Source organism: Streptomyces sp. NPDC005808 (assembly GCF_042871385.1).
Classification (GTDB): Bacteria; Actinomycetota; Actinomycetes; order Streptomycetales; family Streptomycetaceae; genus Streptomyces.
The window spans coordinates 94,409-113,238 of the sequence record NZ_JBIAIK010000014.1 but is presented as its reverse complement, the minus strand read 5'-3'; the positions used below and the strand labels follow the sequence as shown (position 1 = coordinate 113,238).

At 69.7% G+C, this 18,830-nt stretch carries 14 protein-coding genes; 8 read left to right on the top strand and 6 right to left on the bottom strand.

What is annotated here, in order from left to right; all coding sequences use genetic code 11:
• Window positions 1-67: 67 nt before the first annotated feature.
• The gene (locus ACFYPC_RS27795) at window positions 68-2,071 is read right to left on the bottom strand and encodes a hypothetical protein (RefSeq protein WP_388681488.1); all 2,004 of its coding nucleotides are present in this window, start codon (window positions 2,069-2,071) and stop codon (window positions 68-70) included.
• Between the two features lie 243 nt (window positions 2,072-2,314).
• Here ACFYPC_RS27795 and ACFYPC_RS27790 point away from each other — a divergent pair, with 243 nt between their 5' ends.
• From ACFYPC_RS27790 to ACFYPC_RS27770, 5 genes are read left to right on the top strand one after another with little or no spacing between them, the layout of a single operon-like run.
• The gene (locus tag ACFYPC_RS27790; RefSeq protein WP_388681485.1) at window positions 2,315-3,706 is read left to right on the top strand and encodes an ABC transporter substrate-binding protein; all 1,392 of its coding nucleotides are present in this window, start codon (window positions 2,315-2,317) and stop codon (window positions 3,704-3,706) included.
• A complete protein-coding gene (locus tag ACFYPC_RS27785) occupies window positions 3,703-4,641 on the top strand; it encodes a carbohydrate ABC transporter permease (RefSeq protein WP_388681482.1) in 939 nt (312 codons plus the stop codon). Before ACFYPC_RS27790 ends, ACFYPC_RS27785 begins: the two co-directional genes overlap by 4 nt.
• Window positions 4,638-5,492 (top strand): carbohydrate ABC transporter permease, encoded by an 855-nt coding sequence (locus ACFYPC_RS27780; protein ID WP_388681479.1) that lies wholly within the window; start codon window positions 4,638-4,640, stop codon window positions 5,490-5,492. The genes ACFYPC_RS27785 and ACFYPC_RS27780 overlap by 4 nt, the downstream gene beginning before the upstream one ends.
• A gap of 8 nt (window positions 5,493-5,500) precedes the next feature.
• Complete coding sequence (locus ACFYPC_RS27775; RefSeq protein WP_388681477.1) at window positions 5,501-7,348, top strand: glycoside hydrolase family 36 protein; 1,848 nt, start codon at window positions 5,501-5,503, stop codon at window positions 7,346-7,348.
• Window positions 7,345-8,343 (top strand): LacI family DNA-binding transcriptional regulator, encoded by a 999-nt coding sequence (locus ACFYPC_RS27770; RefSeq protein WP_388681475.1) that lies wholly within the window; start codon window positions 7,345-7,347, stop codon window positions 8,341-8,343. The genes ACFYPC_RS27775 and ACFYPC_RS27770 overlap by 4 nt, the downstream gene beginning before the upstream one ends.
• 94 nt (window positions 8,344-8,437) lie before the next feature.
• On the opposite strand, the gene ACFYPC_RS27765 is transcribed toward ACFYPC_RS27770, so the two are convergent.
• Entirely contained in the window at window positions 8,438-9,364 is a 927-nt protein-coding gene (locus tag ACFYPC_RS27765) for a LysR family transcriptional regulator (protein ID WP_388681473.1), read from the bottom strand.
• 107 nt (window positions 9,365-9,471) lie between these two features.
• Between ACFYPC_RS27765 and ACFYPC_RS27760 the strand changes: the two genes are divergently transcribed.
• On the top strand, window positions 9,472-10,764 hold the full coding sequence (locus ACFYPC_RS27760; RefSeq protein ID WP_388681470.1) for an MFS transporter: 1,293 nt from the start codon (window positions 9,472-9,474) through the stop codon (window positions 10,762-10,764).
• 169 nt (window positions 10,765-10,933) lie between these two features.
• On the opposite strand, the gene abc-f is transcribed toward ACFYPC_RS27760, so the two are convergent.
• Entirely contained in the window at window positions 10,934-12,586 is a 1,653-nt protein-coding gene (gene abc-f, locus ACFYPC_RS27755) for a ribosomal protection-like ABC-F family protein (RefSeq protein ID WP_388681467.1), read from the bottom strand.
• A gap of 270 nt (window positions 12,587-12,856) precedes the next feature.
• Here abc-f and ACFYPC_RS27750 point away from each other — a divergent pair, with 270 nt between their 5' ends.
• Entirely contained in the window at window positions 12,857-13,429 is a 573-nt protein-coding gene (locus ACFYPC_RS27750; RefSeq protein ID WP_388681765.1) for an FABP family protein, read from the top strand.
• Window positions 13,430-13,461: 32 nt separating this feature from the next.
• On the opposite strand, the gene ACFYPC_RS27745 is transcribed toward ACFYPC_RS27750, so the two are convergent.
• Both ACFYPC_RS27745 and ACFYPC_RS27740 read right to left on the bottom strand, forming a co-directional pair.
• Window positions 13,462-14,250, bottom strand: a complete 789-nt coding sequence (locus tag ACFYPC_RS27745; RefSeq protein WP_388681464.1) for an SAM-dependent methyltransferase — start codon at window positions 14,248-14,250, stop codon at window positions 13,462-13,464.
• A 339-nt stretch (window positions 14,251-14,589) separates the two neighbouring features.
• Window positions 14,590-16,302, bottom strand: a complete 1,713-nt coding sequence (locus ACFYPC_RS27740; RefSeq protein ID WP_388681462.1) for a xylosidase — start codon at window positions 16,300-16,302, stop codon at window positions 14,590-14,592.
• Between the two features lie 393 nt (window positions 16,303-16,695).
• On the opposite strand from ACFYPC_RS27740, the gene ACFYPC_RS27735 reads away from it, so the two are divergent.
• Window positions 16,696-17,922 (top strand): glycoside hydrolase family 88 protein, encoded by a 1,227-nt coding sequence (locus ACFYPC_RS27735; protein ID WP_388681459.1) that lies wholly within the window; start codon window positions 16,696-16,698, stop codon window positions 17,920-17,922.
• Between the two features lie 118 nt (window positions 17,923-18,040).
• On the opposite strand, the gene ACFYPC_RS27730 is transcribed toward ACFYPC_RS27735, so the two are convergent.
• Window positions 18,041-18,706, bottom strand: coding sequence for a GNAT family N-acetyltransferase (locus tag ACFYPC_RS27730; protein WP_388681457.1), 666 nt, complete (start codon window positions 18,704-18,706; stop codon window positions 18,041-18,043).
• Window positions 18,707-18,830 lie beyond the last annotated feature (124 nt).

Here is an 18,830-nt window from a genome sequence, read left to right as displayed (position 1 = left end):
CGGCTTCAGCCGGCCGTGCGGGCATCAGCTCGGACCGCGAACTCGCCGGAACGAAGCAGTGTTCGCGTCAGTCGGTCACCCGCACCACCGCCGTCGCCCCCGCCCGCACAGTCGGCGTCGCATAGGTGTAGGTCACCCCCTCGACCTTCTTGGTCCGCACCCGCTGCGGGACACCATTGACCGTGATCTTCTTGTGGGCTCCCTGGAAGCGGGCTTCCCACTGGTAGGCACCGCTGCGGGCGTTGTTCGTCAGCGTGGACCTCGTCGCACCGTCGTGCCGCACGGTGATCGTGCTCGTGCCGATGGGCACGTCCGCCGTCTGGAGCCACTTCATGCCGGACGGCAGCCGCGACTGCGTGGTCACCTTGCGGTTCGCCGCGTCCGGTGCGATGCCCATGAGGCCTTCGACAGTCTGGCTGACCAGGGAGAACGACACCTCGGGATAGTCACCGTCGGGACCCTGGCTGGAGTTGATGTGCTGGATCTCCCGCTGGCCGTAGATCTTCTTCATCCACGTCCAGGCGGTGTCGTTGCGGTTGTTCTTGAAGAACATGTCGGGCAGGTACGTCGTCGACTCGATGTTGGGCGATCCCTCCGGCCCCAACTCCTGCGCCTGGATGTAGTCGAGGTAGATGTCGTTGCGCGGGCCGGGATCGAGGAGCTGCTTCATGGGTACGAACACGCTGTTCTCCTTGCCCCAGCCGGTGACCGGGGTGCCGGACGTGGTGTACGCGCGGACCATGTCGGCTCCGCTGCCGCCGCCGCTCCAGTCGTCGTTGTAGTACTCCTTCAGGTCGGCGGCGCGCCGGTCGTATGTCCTGGCCAGCGCGGTGTCCCCCTTGCCGCGCGCGAGTGTGGCCATCGCCAGATACGCCTGGTACTGCGCGGCGATGCCGTCACCGGCCTCGGCGAGGCCGTCGCCGTCCTGCTCGTTGTAGCTGGCGGCGCCGGCGAAGATGCCGTTGCCCGTGCCCTCGGCGACCTCGACCTTGCCGTTGGGTACGGCGCTGTTGTGCAGGTCGATGAACTCCTCGGTGGAGTGCCGGTAGAAGTCCCACAGCACCGGGTCGTCGACGTAGGACCTGTCTCCGGTCCAGAGGTAGGCCTGGCCGGCCTTCTCGACGAGTTCGAAGACGGCCGGTACCTCGCGCACGAAGTTGTCCGGGCTCTTGTAGTCGATGCTCAGATAGGTCCTGGCATCGAAGTTGAGGGCCCACACCGGGAAGTACTTGTGCTCCGCGGTGGACGACGACGCGTACGAGCGGAGCATCGTCTTGTTCTCGGCGTCGAGGCCGAGGATGTGGGCGCCGACGAGTTGGTGGGTCATGTCGCGGGAGTAGTAAGCGCTGCGGTTCGCGTAACCGGCCCAGTAGGAGGCCGCGTAGGGGGCGGTGCCGGTGCCGCCGGTCTGGTACTCGTCGACGTTGATCGGGCCCACTGAACCGGGCAGCTGCACCCAGCTGTTGGCCTTCTTCTTGGCCCAGTCGAACATCTCGACGACCTCGGGATCGGACGAGGTGACCTTGGGGTCGGCGGGCGCGGCGGGCGAGATCATCAGGTCGTCGGCGTTGACCCAGGCGGTGCCGGACCCGAAGGAGATCTCCAGCCGGTCGCCGGTCTTCAACTTGACGCGGCTGATGGTGTACCGGGCGTACGAGCGGCGTTCCGGCAGGGTGATCGTCTCGACGGTCCTGCCGTTGACGCGGACCGCGTACGTGCCGCCGCTGCCGGCGCTTCCGATCCAGGCGGAGAAGTCATAGCTGCCGTTCCGGGGTGCGAGGAGGGTCAGCTCGGCGCTCTTGCCGGCTCCGGCGTCGAGATAGAGGAAGCGGGCGCCGCCGTGCGCGTTGCCGGTGCCGACCCCTGTGCCGGCGCCGAAGGTCCAGCCCGTGCCGCCGTTCTCGAAGCCCGGGTCGTTCAGGGCCAGTTGGGGCGGGGAGACGGCGGCGGTGCCCGACGCGATGGCGCCGTCGGCTCCCGTCGCCGCCGTCGCCGCCGTCGCCGACAGCGCGGGGGCCATCGGCGTCAGCAGGGCAACAGCGGTGAGCAGCGCAAGCCTTGAGGGCTTCATCGGATCTCCCGGTCTTCGGTGACGGCGGGCGGGGCGGCCAAGCGGTGGCGGCAAGCTAGCAGGAGCGGAAGCGGCGGTTCAATGGTCATGCGCAGGAAACGCGCAAGAAATGCAGGCTGTCCGCGATGATTCACGGATCGCCAGATGGAAAGTTTTCACTCAACTCTTGCAAGTTGGAGAGGACGCTTGTTAGCTTCCAGCCGCGCCACAAGAGCCGCGCACTCGCCGGACCCCGGAGCAGCCATGGACGCCTCGCCCCTCAGCCAGCCACCGCCGGAGAACCGCCCGCGGCTCGGTCCGGACCGACGGCGCCTGCTCGCGCTGGGCGGTTCGCTGCTCGCCGCCGGGACCGGGACCGCGCTGCTCGGCGCCTGTTCGGTGACCGGTGCCACCAAGGCGGGGAGTCTCGGCGACCCGGACCGGGCCGAGATCACCGTCTGGAGCTGGCAGGGACCTGCCGCCGCCATGAAAGCGCTGGTTCCCGCCTTCGAGGTGCAGCATCCCGGTATCGAAGTCACCGTGCAGGACATCGGCAATCCGGCGATCTGGGACAAGATCACCACGGCCATGGCGGCGGGCGGCCAGGGTCTCGCGGACGTCCTGCACATCGGCGTCGACTATCTCCCGGCCTACACCGAGAAGTTCCCCGATGGGCTCGCCGACCTCGGTCCGCTCGGCGCCGACCGCTACCGTGACGCCTTCGCCGACGGCATGTGGCAGACCGTCACCCGCAAGGGCAAGGTCAACGCCCTTCCCTGGGAGGCGAATTCGGCCGGGTTCTACTACCGGGCCGACATCTTCGAGGCCGCAGGCGTCGACGGCGAAACACTGGCGACGTGGGACGACGCCATCGACGCCGGGAAGAAGATCAAGAAGAAGACCGGAGTGCACCTGCTGGGCATCGACAAGCCCGCCTCCCAGCCGGACGCCGCCAACTTCTTCCAGATGCTGCTCCAACTCCATGGCACGTTCTACTTCGACGCCGAGGGCCGGATCACCCTCGGTTCCCCCGAGGCCGTGACCGCGATGACCCTCATCAAGGAGATGAACGACGCCGGCCTGGTCAGCGATCTGGCGGGCGGCTGGACCGCGCTGGAGAACTCCATCAAGGCCGGCACCGCGGCCGTACTGCCCTGGCCCACCTGGTTCGGCAGCATCATCGAAGGCCTGGTCCCCAAGGAATCCGGCAAGTGGAAGGTCCGCCTCCCCCCGGCGGTGAAGCCCGGCGGCACCACGGCCGCGACCGTCAACTCCACCCATCTCGCCGTCGCGGGCTCCAGCATGCACCAGGCCGCCGCCTGGACCTTCGTCGAGTACGTCCTGACCAGACCCGCCTCGCAGGAAGCCATCTACCGCAGCAACGGCATCGCCCCCGCCCTGCTGAAGGCGTACGAGGCCCCCGTCTTCCACGAGCCGTCGAAGTTCTTCAGCGGCCGGCGCAAGGGCGAGATCTTCCTCAACGCACTCAAGGCACGCTCGCCCGCCGTCAACTACTCCGCCGACTACGCCCGCGCCCTCAAGACCGTCGCCGACGCGCAGACCCAGGTGCTGCTCAAGGGCGCCGACCCGGCCAGGGCCCTGCACAACGCTGCCGACCAGCGCGCCCGCCAGACCGGACGGGAGCTCGCCTCATGACCACGACGACCCCCGACGGCATCCTGAAAACCGCCGGCCCCGCCCGTCCCGCAACCGCTCCCCGCCCCACCGCGCGGATCCTGCGCCGACGATCCGTTCCGTACCTCTTCGTCCTCCCCGCACTCGTCCTCTTCGCCGTCTTCAAGCTGTACCCGATCGGCTCGTCGTTCCTGATGAGCCTGTACGAGAACGTGAACGGCACCCAGGAGTTCGTGGGCGCGGGCAACTACACGCGGGCACTGGACGATCCGCTGCTGTGGACCGCGCTGAAGAACACTGCGATCATCCTGGTCGTCCAGGTCCCCGTCATGCTGGCGCTGGCCGTCGGTATCGCCGTCGCCCTCCACTCCACACTCCTGCGCGGCCGCGCCTTCTTCCGGCTCGGCTTCTTCCTGCCGACGGTGACCGGGCTCGTCGCGTACGGCATCATTTTCGCCGTCCTGCTCAACACCCAGTACGGACTGGTCAACTGGCTGCTGGGCTTGGTGGGCATCGGAGAGATCCCCTGGTTGACCGACCCGCTGTGGGCCAAGGTCTCTCTCGGCCTCGCCCTGACCTGGCACTACACCGGCTACAACGCGGTGATCTTCCTCGCCCGGCTCCAGTCGCTGCCCGCCGAACTGTACGACGCGGCGGCCGTCGACGGCGCCTCCGCCTGGCAGTCGTTCCGCCATGTCACGCTGCCGTGGCTGCGGCCCGCACTCCTGCTGACCACGGTGCTGTCCACGATCGGCACACTTCAGCTCTTCGACGAGCCGTACGTCCTGACCGGCGGCGGCCCTGACAACGCCACCCTGACCATCGGCGTGTACCTCTACCAGAACGCCTTCAAGTACTTCGACTTCGGCTATGCCTCGGCCGTCGCGTACATCCTCACCGTCCTGATCGGCATCCTGGGCATCGTGCAGTTCCGCCTGCTGGGAGAGAAGTCGTGACCCTCACCGCCATCCGGCCGCGGTCCGGCCGCACGCCCCGCTCGCGCTCACTCCTGCTGACGTCCTCGCTGGGCATCGCCGTGGCGGCCGTCCTGCTGCCGTTCTACTGGCTGATCATCGCCGCCACCCACAGCTCCAAGGAGATCTTCGACAGCCCACCGCCGCTGCTGCCCGGCGGGCACCTGATGGACAACCTCTCCACCCTTGAGTCGTCGGTGCAGTTCAGCCAGGTCATCGTCAACTCGCTGCTGATCACGGGCACCTACACGGTCGCCGCGGGAGCCATCTGCACAATGGCCGGATACGGCTTCGCCAAGTTCCGCTTCCGCGGCAGCGGCGCGCTGTTCGGGCTGCTGATGCTCGGGCTCGTCATCCCCACCCAGATCACGCTGATCCCGCTGTTCAAGATGATGGTGGACCTGGAGTGGCTGGGCACCTACCAGGCCGTCATCATGCCCAACCTCGCCCTGCCGTTCGGGATATTCCTGATGCGTCAGTCGATGGCCGCGCTCCCCGACGAACTCATCGACTCCGCACGGATGGACGGCTGCGGGGAGTTCAGGCTCTTCCTCAAGGTCGTGCTGCCGCCGATGAAACCGGCGCTCGCCGCCCTCGCCATCTTCCTGTTCCTCTTCCAGTGGAACGACTTCATCTGGCCGCTGGTCGTGCTGCGCGACGCCGGTGAGTTCACGATCCCCGTCGCGCTGGCGTCCCTCCAGGGCCTGGACCAGACCGACTACGGCGCCCTGCTCACCGGCACGGCCCTCGCCGCGATCCCGATGGCCCTCGTCTTCCTCGCACTCCAGCGCCACTTCGTCTCCGGGCTCCTCGCCGGTGCCGTGAAGGAATGATCCCCGCAATGACCCCCAGCACCACTCAGCGTGTCACCCACGATGTGACCACCGGGCCCGTCACCACGGCTGAACTCCCCCCGGCACGCTACGAGCCACTCCTCGACGGCGTCCGTGTCGCGGTCCTCGCGCACGCGCCGGACACCCGCGCCCACTGGACGGTCACCGAACTGGGCGACGGACAGGCACTGTTGGAGATCCGGACGGACGGTGGTCCGGCCCCGACGGAGGTGCGGATGAGCGTGCCGCTCGGCGACTCGGCCGGCTACTGGCATCCGGGCGCAGGCTGGGAGCGCACCCTCGTCGCCGACTGGGCAGGCCGCTCGCGCGTCAGCCTCGTCGACGGCACCGCCGCGGGCTGTCTCTACGACCACGACGGCCGCACCCGCCTCACCTTCGCAGTCACCGACCCGGTCCCCGAGACCGATGTCGTCTTCGGGGTCTCGGAGGAGAACGACACCCACGTGGTGCACCTGCACCTGGCTCCCGCACCTGACGGCGGCGCGCGCCGCATCCTGCTGGCCCGCTCGGCGCCCACGGTCGCCACCGCCATGCGCGGGCTGCGGGAGTGGTTCGCCGCACAGCCGCAGTGCGCCCCCATGCCGGTCCCCGACAGCGCTCGGGCGCCCGTCTACTCCACCTGGTACGCCTTCAACCAGCGCGTGGACGCCGCGTCGGTCGAGGCCGAGGCCCGCGCCGCCGCCGCACTCGGCTGCGAGGTGCTCATCCTCGACGACGGCTGGCAGGAGTACGGCAACGGCCGCGGCTACGCCGGTTGCGGCGACTGGCGCCCCGACCCGGCGAAGTTCCCCGACTTCACCGGACACGTGTCCGCCGTACGCGCGCAGGGCCTGCGCTACCTGGCATGGGTCGCGCCGCTGCTGCTCGGCCCCGGTGCGGACTGCGCCGAGCGGCTCGCCCCCTACGCCCCCGCACCCGCCGGTGTCCCGGGCGCCCAAGTCCTCGACCCGCGCCGCCCCGAGGTCCGCGACCACGTCATCCGCCTGTGCACCCGGCTGGTCGCCGACCACGGTCTCGACGGCCTGAAGATCGACTTTCTGGACGAGGCCATGGCGTACCGCGGCAACGGCCCGCACGCCCACCAAGCAGGCACCGACATCAGCGACGTCGGCCAGGCCATGACCGTCCTGCTCACCGATCTGCGCGCCGCGCTCGAAGAGCTGCGCCCCGACGGCGAGTTGCTGCTGGAACTGCGCCAGCCCTACGTCGGCCCCGGCATGGCCCCGTTCGGCAACATGCTGCGCTCCTTCGACTGCCCGGGTGACGCCACCGGCAACCGGGTGCGCACGCTCGACACCGCGATGCTCGCCGTCGGCGGCGCGGTCCACGGCGACATGCTCCTGTGGGACCGGAATGCGCCCGCCCACGCAGTGGCCCGGCAGCTCATCGGCTCCCTGCACAGCGTTCCGCAGATCTCCGTACGGCTGACCGGCCTGTCCCGCGAGCACCGCGAGACGCTGGCGTTCTGGCTCGCCGAGTGGCGACGGCTGCGGCCGGTGCTGCTGCACGGAGACGTCGAGCCGGGCCGGCCCGACGATCTCTACACCCTGGTCACCGCGGTGCGCGGAACCGCCTGCGTCACCGCCGTGCACAGCGACCGCGTCGTGCCCGTCAACACCACCGCGTACGACGACATCACCCTGGTCAACGGAACGGCGTCGGACCGCCTCGTGATCGAGGTGACCGGTGGCCTACGCCCGTTGCGCATGACCGTCCGTGACGAGCGTGGCCGTATCATCGACGACTGCGAACGGTCGCCGGCACCGGGGCTGCACATCGTGCCCGTACCTCGCTCGGGGCTGTTGGCACTACGGGTGGCGGAGGGAAACGCATGAAGGTCGGCATCACCGAGGTCGCGGACCGGGCACGGGTGAGCGAGGCCACGGTCAGCCGCGTCATCAACCGACGCCAGGGCGTGTCCCGCAAGACCCGAGAGGCCGTCGAGCAGGCCATGGCCGACCTCGGGTACGAGCGCCAGACCCGGGGTCAACTCATCGCGGTCATCACCGAGTTCGTCTCCAACCCGTTCTTCGCCGACGTCTGCGAACGGATCGAGTCCACTCTCGCCCCGCACGGACTCAAGACCATCCTGTGCCCGTGCTTCCCGGGCGGAGTACAGGAGTTGGACTTCGTGACCTCGCTCGCCGACCGGGGCGTCGCCGCCGTCGTCTTCCTTTCGGCCAGCAACACGATCGAGGGCGCGGACCCGGAGGCGTACGAACTCCTGCGCTCCCGGCGGATCCCGTTCGTCGGCGTCAACGGCCAGTTCGAGGGTGTGGGGGAGGCGCCGGTCTTCTCCACCGACGACCTGCTGGCCGCCGAACTCGCTGTGGACCACCTCCACCGGCTCGGCCACCGGCGCATCGGCATGGCATCGGGCCCGGTCGGCAACCGCCCGGCCGACCGCCGGGTCAGCGGCTTCCTCGCCTCGCTCGCCAAGCGCGGTGTGGAGGACCCGGAGCAGTGGGTGGTCCGGCAGTCCTACACCGTGGAGGGCGGCCAGTCCGCGGCCATCTCCCTCCTTGGCCGCGGCGCCACGGCCATCGTCGCCGCCAGCGACTACATGGCTCTGGGCGCGATCCGCGGCGCACGCCGTCAGGGGTACGACGTCCCGCGCGACGTGTCCGTCGTGGGCTACGACGGCGCCATGATCATGGACTTCGTCGATCCCCCGCTCACCACGGTCCGCCAACCGGCCGACCGCCTGGCCTCGGAGGTGGCCCGAAGCGTCATCGCCCTGGTCGGCAACCGCGACGTCCCCGTCGGCGAACTCCTCTTCGACCCCGAACTGGTGATCCGCGCGAGTACGGCGGCTCCGCGGGCGGAGTGAGGCGGGGCAGCGGGGCGGGGAGGCCGCTGAGCACTGCGCGTGGCGGCCGCGATGGGGCGTAGGGCCCCAGAGGCGTCTCAGCGGCCCGGCCTGATCAGGCGTTCGGCTCAGGGCCCGCGAACGTGGCCAGTATGAGGTCGATGAGCGCCTGGGCGGCGGCGGACGGGCGCCGGTCGGCCGCCGTGACCAGGGAGATCTCGAACGCCGGTTGGGGTCGCACCGGCCGGAGGGCGACCGCGCGGGAGCCGGAGGCCAGCGACTCGCTCAGGAACGCGAAGCCGAAACCCGCCCTGACCAGTTCCACGACCGTGGGGACGTCGGCCACCTCGACGGTGACCTCCCGCCGCACTCCTGCTTCCAGGAACAGCCGGTCGACGCCGAGGCGTGTGCCCCATCCCGGTGGGAAGTCCACGAACCGCTCGCCGTCGAGTTCGGTGAGCGGGATGACGCGGCGGAGCGCCAGCGGGTGGTCCTCCGGGCAGGCCAGCAGCATCGGCTCGGAGGCCAGCGGGTACACCGTCAGGCCGGGCGGATAGTCGCTGGGAAGCGCGGCGAAGGCCAGATCGAGCCGGCCGTCGATCACCTGGCGCGCCAACTCGGTGGAGCCACCCTGTGCGGCGCTCGGGACGATCTGCACCTGCGGCCGTTCCCGGTGATAGCGGGTCAGTACGGCGGCCAGGTCGATCAGCGTCATCGAGTGCATGATGCCGATCCGCACGGTGCCGCGGAGCCCGCCGTGGACGGCGGCGACCGCGTCCCGGGCCGCGTCGACAGCGGCCAGTGCGTTGCGCGCCTCGACGAGCAGCGCCCGGCCCGCGTCGGTGAGCTCGACGTAGTGGGTGGTGCGGTCGAACAGCCGCCCGCCGAGTTCGCGTTCCAGTGCCCGGATCGACACGGACAGCGCCGACTGGACGAGGTGCAGGCGCGCCGCGGCACGGGTGAAGCTGCGCTCCTCGGCGACAGCGACGAAGTGCTCCAGGTGCCGCAGCTCCACGTCATGCTCCAGATTCATTACCGTCATGCCCAGTTTTCGTTGGACAGCATAACCGTGGCGGGGGGAGGCTCGGGGGAGAGACGCGGCGGCGATGCCGTGCTCACCCCCTTGGCAATGCGAAAAGGAACCACGTCATGACTTCTGTCATCACCGTCGGACACGAGCAGGGGGAGGGACACCCCGCGCATGCGCGGCGCCGCCGGCACCATTCGTTCGGGTTCTGGGCCGCCACGGTGGCCTTCCTGCTGAACATGGGATTCTCAGCAGTACCGACGCCCCTCTACGTGCTCTACCAGCAGCGTGATCACTTCTCCACGATCATGCTGACCGTCGTCTACGCGGTGTACGCGGTCGGGGTGATCGCCAGCCTGTTCTTCGGCGGCCATGTGAGCGACTGGGTGGGCCGCAAGAACGTGTTCGTGCCGGCGCTCCTGATCAACGTGGTCAGCGCGCTGATCTTCCTCTTCGAGCCGAGCCTGCCCGGACTGCTTGTGGCCCGGGTCATCAGCGGGGTGTCCGTCGGCCTGACAACCGCGACGGCCACCGCCTACCTCGCCGAGCTGCACCACGGAGCGTCCGGCGGCGACAAGGGCTCTCCCCGGCGTGCCCAGGTCGTGGCCACCGCGGCGAACCTGGGCGGCATCGGCGTCGGGCCGCTGGTTTCCGGACTGCTGGCCCAGTACGCGCCGCAACCGCTGCGGCTGCCGTACATCGTGTTCGCCGTGGTCCTGTCCGTGCTCGCCGTGCTGGTCGCGGTCTCACCCGAGACCGCAGACCGCCCGGTCCCCGCGCCGCGTTACCGGCCGCAGCGTGTCGCGGTGCCGGTGCACGCCCGCCGGACGTTCTTCGCCGCCATCGCCGCGGGCATGGCCGCGTTCGCGGTCTTCGGTGTGTTCAACTCGCTCGCTCCGTCGTTCCTGGCCGGCACCATGCACCAGGACTCGCACGCGGTGGCCGGAGCCGTGGCGTTCGCCGCGTTCGCCGCCGGCGCGCTCGCCCAGATCGCGATGAGCCGAGCCGGGCTGCAGCGCACGCTCCGCGTCGGCCCGCTGGTCCTCATCCCGGGTCTCGCGCTCCTGGCGGGCGGGATGTGGCTGCCCAGCCTGACGATGTTCGTGATCGGCGGAGTGCTCAGTGGCGCCGGCGGTGGCCTGGCCTTCCGCGGCGCGCTCAGCGCCGCGGGATCCACCTCCCCACCCGAGTCACGCGCCGAGGTCCTCGCCGGCTTCTTCCTCGGTGCGTACATCGGACTGTCGGTTCCCGTGGTGGGCCTGGGCATCGCCTCCCAGTACGTGGCCGCACGCACGGTGATGCTGGTGTTCGTGGTGATCGCGGCCGTCGCCGTGGTGCTGTGCACCCGCGTCGTGAGCGCGGAACTCCACCGAACGGACCGGGAGCCGGCCGGTGAGCAGATGGGCCCCCGCTGACTTCTGGCAGCGGGGTGTGCCGCCCGTGTCGGCACAGCGAGTTCTCCGCTGTGCCGTATCGAGGCACCGGCGAGCCGCCCTGCTCTGTACGACGGACGGGCCTGGACGTCGGTCGGTATCGGCTGCGCATGCCGACGGCGAAGGGTGTCGTCTGCCGGGCCGAACCAGGTCAGCGCCTGCGGCCGACGTGCAGTTCCAGCTGCTCGGCTGCGAAACGCGCACGGAAGTCGCGATCGTGCGAGACCGCGACCACCGCCCCTGGGTACGCCGCGAGCGCCGCCTGAAGGTCCTCGACCAGGTCGAGTGCGATGTGGTTGGTCGGCTCGTCGAGCACGAGGAGGTCCGCGGGCCGGGTCACCAGAATCGCGATCTGCAGCCGCCGCTGCTGTCCCACGGACAGGGCGGCGACCGGAACATGCAGGTCCTGTTCGCGGAACAGGCCCAGGGACAGGAGCTGTTCGGCGTACTCGTCCGGCAGCCCGGGCCGCCCGGTGGCGAACGCGGTGAGCAGCGGCACTCGCGTGGCGTGCGCGGGCAGTTCCTGAGGGAGGTAACCGACGCGGGCGGGGCGGCGGGCCCTGCCCGCGTCCGGCTGCAGGTCGCCCGCCAGGACGCGAAGCAGCGTCGTCTTGCCCGCTCCGTTCGCGCCCGTGACAAGGAGGCGCCCTCCGGGCTCGATCGCCAGGAACCCGTCCAGGCGCAGCCGTTCCCCGACCCGTACGTTGTCGAGTTCGGCGAGGGTGTCCTGGGCCGGGCCGCCGGCCGCCGACGACAGCGCCGTCGTGAACCTGAGCGGTACCGGCGGCTTCGCCACCGGATTGCGCCGCAACCGGTCCAGGCGCTCCCGCACCAAACGCACCTGCCCGCCGAGCTTCGCCTCGCTGGAGCGGCGGTGCTTGCCGAAGCCCTGCTTCGGATCGCGGCCGGTGGCGGCCAGCCTCCTGCCTGCGGCCTCCAGCAACTCGTTCGTGCGGGTCACCTCCTCGACCCAGTCCGCGTACCGCTGCTCCGCACCGCGCCGGGCGGCGGCCTTCGCGGCGCGGTAGCCGGCCCAGCCGTCGCCGTACCGGTGCACGGTGTGCTCGTCCCGGTCGACCTCGAGGATCGTGGTGGCGATGCGCTCCAGGAAGCCGCGGTCATGGGTGACCGCCACAACGGTGCCGCGGTGTGCGCGCAGGTGTTCCTCCAGCCATTGCACGGCAGCCGCGTCAAGGTGGTTCGTCGGCTCGTCCAGGAGCAGCAGCTCAGGTGCGGCGGCCAGGACGCAGGCCAGCGCGAGGCGCGACTGCTCACCGCCGGACAGTGAGCCGAGCAGGCGCTCCCGGGTGATCCGGGCCAACCCGAGCCCGTGCATGGCGGCATCCACACGGGCGTCCGCCTCGTAGCCGCCGCGTTCCTCGTACGCGATCAACAGCTCGCCGTACGAGGAGAGCTCCTCGGTCGACGCGTCGGCGAGGGACTCCTCTGCCGCACGGAGCCTTCGCTCCATATCGCGCAGTTCGGTCAGAGCAAGGTCGACGGCGTCCTGCACGGTGCAGCCCGCATCGAGGCCGAGGGTCTGGGCGAGGTGGCCGGTTCCGCCGGTAAAGCGGACGGTGACCTCCCCGGTATCGGGCATCTCGTCCCTGGCGAGCAGCCGCAGCAAGGTGGACTTGCCGGCACCGTTCTCACCGATGACGGCGGCCTTCTCACCCGGCCGGACGGTGAAGGAGACCTGGTCGAGAACGGTCCGGGTGCCATACGACTTGGTGACGGACCTGACGGACAGCTGCGCCACAGCGGGAACGCTGGTGGGCAGGGAGGTTCGGGCGCGGTCGCGCATAGGGCTTTCCCTGGGCATACGAAGGGTCTACGGGCAGCAGAAACGGCGGTGTCAGCCGTGCCCGGACTCAGACGAAGAAGAGGAAAGCCATGGCCCCACCATAACAAGACGAGTCGTCTCGCCTCAATACGGCAAGGGCACTCGCGTGGTCACAACCGCTGCCGCTGCGGCTGCCGAGGCTGTCGACTGCCCGGAACTGTCGCGCGCCAACGACCGCGGTCCCGCCCCGTCCGTCGTCGCCCGGCCCGACGCCCTAGGCTTCGACCCGACATCAGCCCCGGACCCGATCCCAGGAGCGCGCCGTGTTCGACCCCGTCGGAGTACCCGTACCCCGACGGCCATCGACCGGACGAGGCGCCCGCCCCGCACGCGTTGCTCTCGCCCGTGATCGGCCTCCTGGGTACCTGGTACGGCCGGGGGAGCGGCGAGTACCCCACGATCGTCGAGGACTTCACGTACGCGCAGGAGGTCACCTTCAGCCACGACGGCCGCCCCTTCCTCCGCTACGAGGCCCGTGCCTGGCTGCTGGACGCCGACGACGCACCGCTGCGCCCGTCGGCCCGGGAGAGCGGCTGGTGGCGGCTCCAGCCCGACGGCCGGGTGGAGGCACTGATCACCCAGCCCACCGGGATCGCGGAGATCGCGGTCGGCCGGGCGACCGACAGCGGGGTCGACCTCGCCACCCACGAGGTGGCCCTCACTCCCACCGCGGAGGAGGTGAACGCAACTCGCCGCCGCTACACACTGACCGACGACGACACGCTCACCTTCGTCCACGATCTCGCGGCGGTCGGTGAGCCTTTGCAGCACCACCTCTCGGCACGGCTACGCCGCAGGGGTTAACCGGCGACCGCTGCAGAGCCGGTGGCGGGCTGTCAGGGGATGCGTGCGACGGCGGCGTAGATGCCGCTGCCCTCGGGCTCGGGCGGCGGCGTTGTCTTGAACCATTCCGGGGCCGTCGTCAGGCCGGGATCGATCAGTTCAAGGCCGTCGAAGAAGCGGTTGACCTCCGGGCGGGTGCGGAAGCCGAGCGCGATGCCCCCCTTGGCGTACTGCGCGGTGACCTCGGCGGCCAACTCCGGGTAGAGGTCGGACGCGGCGTGCGAGAGCACGAGATAGCTGCCCGAGGGCAGCGTCGCGACCAGATTGCGGACGATGCCGTGCGCGTCCTGCTCGTCGGTGATGAAGTGCATCAGGGCGATCAGCGACAGCGCGATCGGCCGGTCGAAGTCCAGTACGGCACGGGCGCGTTCGAGAATCGCGTCCGGCTGCCGCACATCGGCCTGGATGTAGTCGGTGGCCCCTTCGGCAGTGCTGATCAGCAGCGCTTCCGCATGACGCAGCACGATCGGGTCGTTGTCGGTGTAGACGACCTTCGCGGCCGGCGCGATCTGCTGCACGACCTGGTGCAGATTCGGCTGCGTGGGGATGCCGGTGCCGATGTCGAGAAACTGGTCGATGCCCTGGCCGGCGAGCCAGGCGGCCGCCCGGTGCATGAACTGACGGTTCTGCCGGGCCGCGTCATGGGCTTCGGGCGGCAGCTTCTCGCCCAGGGCCTCGTCAACGGGGTAGTTGTCCTTGCCGCCCAGGAGCCAGTCGTAGACCCTCGCGGGATGCGCCTTGCTGGTGTCGATCTGCGGAGGGTGCGGGGATTCGGTCGTCATGGCAGGCTCCGGCGTGAGCAGGGATCAGCAACGAGGTGATCACCGTAGTCTGGCACAGCATTTCGACCGACTGTAAAGGGACTTGGCGGTTGTCAGCCGGGTGATCGCCACGCCGTCGTCGACTCTGCTCCGGGTCGCTGTCGCTGTCGCTGCCGGCGCCGGTTCGGGGCGAATCCGGGCACCCTCCGCGGGGCGGGGGGGGGGGGGGGGGGGGCGCCCCCCCCCCCCCCCCCCCCCCCCCCCGCGGGGCGGCGGGGGCGGGGGGGGGGGGGGGGGCCGCCCCCCCGCCCCCGCGCGCGGGGGGGGGGGGGCGGGGCCCCCCCCCCCCCCCCGGCGGCATCACACGGTGGCGATGTCGAACTGCTCCCAGTTGCCGATGCTCGTGCGGTTGGCGATCAGCGGGTCCGTCCCCTCGTTGTCCGCGGTGACGTACATGGCGTTGACCTTGGCGAGCAGGCTGACCGTGCCGCTGGAGTTGGTGATCAGCTGGAAGGTCTCGTACGAGCCGATCGCCGTGCGGTTGGCGATCAGCGGCTTCGCACCGGCGTTCTCGGCGGTGACGAAGTTGTTGTTGGCCTGGGAGCGCAGCGCGATGTTGCCGCCGCCGGCGTCCAGCACGTCGAACTTTTCCCAAGGGCCGACAGCGGTGCGGTTGGCGATCAGTGGCGAGGTGCCCTCGTCGTCGGCGGTCACGTAGGCGCCGTTGGCCTTGGCGCGCAGAGTGATCGTCTTGCCCACGTACGAGTTGACGGTGCCCGTGGTCGTGGCCGTGGAGGAGACCACCGGCTTGGTGGGACGGGTCGCGGTCAGCGCGATCGTGCCCTTGAGCATCTTCCCGCCGTCGCCGGTCAGACGCAGGTAGTAGTCGGAGGAGCAGGCTGTGCCGTCCTCGTTCAGGGCAAGCATCCCCGAGCCCGCGTTGGTGGGCACCCAGGACAGCGTCTCGGCGGTCTTGGCGATCTGGTTGCCCTCGTTGTACTCGTCGAACATCGAGATGTAGATGCCCTGCACGCCGGCGCGGACCATGTTGTAGAACTGCCGCCACATGAAGTCGCCGTGGGCACGCTGGCGGACGTTGAGACCGCCGGGCAGTACGCAGGGCTGGTAGTCGATGCCGTGCGCGGCGCATTCCTTGACATCGGGCACGGTGGCGTTGGTGTAGAAGTTGTCCGCGTCGCTGACGTTGCCGATCCGGCCGACCAGCCACGGCGAGATCATGTTGAAGGCGTGGTAGACGTCGCTGAATCCGGCACGGGAGTCGTTGTTGCCGTTCCGCCACCAGGTCGGCACGCCGCCGATGACGTAACAGCCCTGCGACTTGAACCAGTTGACCACGTCCAGGCAGGGCGCGGGCTCCCAGGGCCGCTTGGAGTCGTTGAAGCCGAAGCCCCAGATGCACACCACAGGCTTGCCGTTCTGCTTGGCGTACGCCGAAGAGGCGGTGTGCGCCTTCATCTTGTTGGTCCAGTCGGTCTTGATCTCCGACTGCATGTTCGTCCAGCTGGTGACGTCGTACATGATGTAGAACTTCCGGCCGTACGCCTCCGCGGCGCTGCGCACCTTGGTGGCCATCGCGTCGCGGATCGGGCCCTCGCTGCCGGTGGGGTTGAACCGCTGGAGTGCCGCGGTGTCGATGCCGTTCTGCTGCATCCACAGGAAGTGCGTGTTCACCGTCTGCTGGTCGTAGGACGAGAACAGGTTGGCGGCCTGACCGTTGCCGAGGTTGGCGTAGCCCGACTTGTACGTCTTGGTGTACTCCCGCATGTCCGGCCAGGAGACGATGTTGGTGTTGGACGGCGAAGGCGCCTGAGCCTTGTTCGCAGCCCAGTGCCACCAGGAGTTCATCGGGGATCCGTCGCCGGTCGCCGAGAACCAGCCCTGGTAACCGACGCTGACCTTTCCGACGACATCGCCGACGGCGCTGGCGGTGGTACCGGCCATGGCCGCCCTGGTGACCCCGAAGGCGCCGGCCGCGGCAGCGGCGGAACCGCCGAGCGCCGTGGTGAGGACCTTGCGGCGGGACCAGAACTGCTTGCGGTGGTTCTCAGACATTACGTGGTACTCCGTGGGGAGGGTCGGGCGCCAGGCACCGGCGGCTGCCGTACGTTGCGTTCAGCAGCGGACTTCGTGGGGGGTGGGGACGGAGAGGCGCGTCGAGCTTGTGGCTGCCCACCGTGCGCCAGTCCTTTTTGAACGGGCGATCGCGGCCGTCGACCGGATTCAACTTGGGTGAGTGATCGGCGGTCAAGGCGGGCCGGGCGGATGTGGGAAGTAGCTCAATCGGCCAGATTTCTGTTATCTGCGGCAGCGGCGCCGACGCGTGGCATCGACACCTCCCAGTTCACATGGATGAACCCCTGTCATGTGGGTGTACGTCAGAGTGGTTGCCATGCAAAACTCCTTCAACTTCCCTACAACGTTGTCCAGTTGGAGAGGCAGGCGACTGTGAGTATTTCCCGGCGAACGGTGCTGGCTACGGCAGCCGGCGCTACGGCGGCGTACGCTTCCGCACCGCAGGTTGCACAGGCGGCAGCCGGACAAACACCGGCGGCGACTGTGCGCACCTTGCGCGAGGCGGCCGACTACGCCGTGGACAAGATCCGCGCCGTCGCACCGGCGGTGAGCGCCTTTCCCGTAGGGACGAAGTTCGAGAAGTGGACCTACTCCCAGAACGGCGACTGGGTGGGCGGATTCTGGCCGGGGACCCTGTGGATGGCATGGCTCTACAGCGATGACGACCAGTTCAAGACCCTGGCGATCGACTCGGCGAGAAAGCTCGCTCCCCGTCAGTACGACACCACCACTCACGACCTCGGTTTCCTGTTCTCTCCGTCCTGGGTGACCGCATGGCGTCTGACCGGCGACGACACCTGGCGGACCGGAGCCCTGACGGCGGCCGATTCGCTGATCCAGCGGTACAACCCGCGCGGGCGCTTCCTCCGGGCGTGGGGCGCACTGAACGATCCGAACAACGCGGGCCGGGTCATCATCGACACGATGATGAACCTCGACCTCCTGGCATTCGCAGGCGAGCAGACCGGCGACGGCAAATACCTCGACATCGCCGTGGAGCACGCGAAGACCGCTCAGCAGGTGTTCCCGCGGCCGGACGGATCGACCCCGCACGTGTTCGACTTCGACCCGGTCACCGGCGCCCCGGTAGGCCCGGGCACCGTGCAGGGCTACAGTCCCACCTCGTGTTGGTCGCGCGGACAGGCGTGGGGACTGTACGGGTTCACCACCATCTACCGCCGCACCGGGAACCGCCAGTTCCTCACCACCGCACGCAGACTCGCCGACTTCGCCATAGGGGCGCTCACCCCGGACAACGTCCCCGTATGGGACTACCTCGCGCCGCAGCACCCCCACGACATCAAGGACGCGTCGGCCGGCGCGATCATGGCATGCGGTCTGCTCGACCTGGCGGCCGTGACGGGCAGGCAGGAGTACCGCACGGTCGCGCTGCGGATCCTCACCGCCCTGGCCAACACCTGCCTGACGGACAAGTCCTCCCGTGCCGATGCGGTCGTGGCCCGCTGCACCCGCAACCGGCCGGCCGAGGACGGGATCGAGATCTCGCTTCCCTACGCCGACTACTACCTGCTGGAAGGCATCTTGCGCGTGCTGCAGCCACAGGACGTCGACCGGGCGATCGACCTGTCCACCGTCTGACCGCGAACCGTCTCCCCGGCGGACGGTGAGGCCCGCAAAGACGCCACCCGACTCGTCTGCCGGAGCGGTGCGCTCCGTTGACCGGGCGGCTGAGCCGGGCCGGCGGGCGAGCGGGGCGTCAGCAGCAGCGGGAGGCCGGTCCATCCTCGTGCCGGAACCAGCCGGCGTCGACCTCCCTGCCGTCCGGCAGGGTATGCCGGGGCGGGCCCTCGTCCGCAACGAAGCCCGCGCGCCGCAGCGCCCGCAGGCAGGCGGTGTTCTGCGGCTCCGTGCCTGCTCGTACGGTGTCCATCCCGAAGTGGGCGTGGGCGAGCAGCGCACCGGCCCGGAACAACTCCGAGCCGAGGCCCTGTCCCCGGGAGCCGGGCGCGAGCCAGCCGCCGAGGCGGCCCTCGGGACGGTCCACTTCGAGGGCTCCGGCATACCTGCCGTTGTCGAGACGTACGCAGACAAAGAAGTCGGGCTGTCCGGGTACGGGCTCGAACGGCTCGGTCAACTGCCGGGGAATCCTGTGGCCGGCATCGGTGGCGGGACCCATCAGCAGGAGGGCCTCCTTGGTGTCGGCCGAGGGGACGATTCGCTCGGCATGGTTGCCGAGCCACCGCTGGGCCTCGGGATCCGAGGCCGCCGCGATCGCTGCTGCCGCGTCCAGCTGAGTGCGCGGTGTGAAGAGCAGCAGTCGTTCCGTGGCCACGCTGTGCCGGCCGTCGGGCGTGCACTTACCGGGAACGGGGACGGGAATTCCGGCTGCCGCTCGGCTGCGGCGTACGCGCGGCCAGACCATTTGCGAACCTCCGGCGGAAGGAGTGGCACGAGAAGCAGTCGAACCCAAGCAGCCGGCGTCGCCGGACAGACGACGGTAGCGGGTCTCATGGCAGGGCGGTCCACCGCCTGCTCCGCGCCGATGG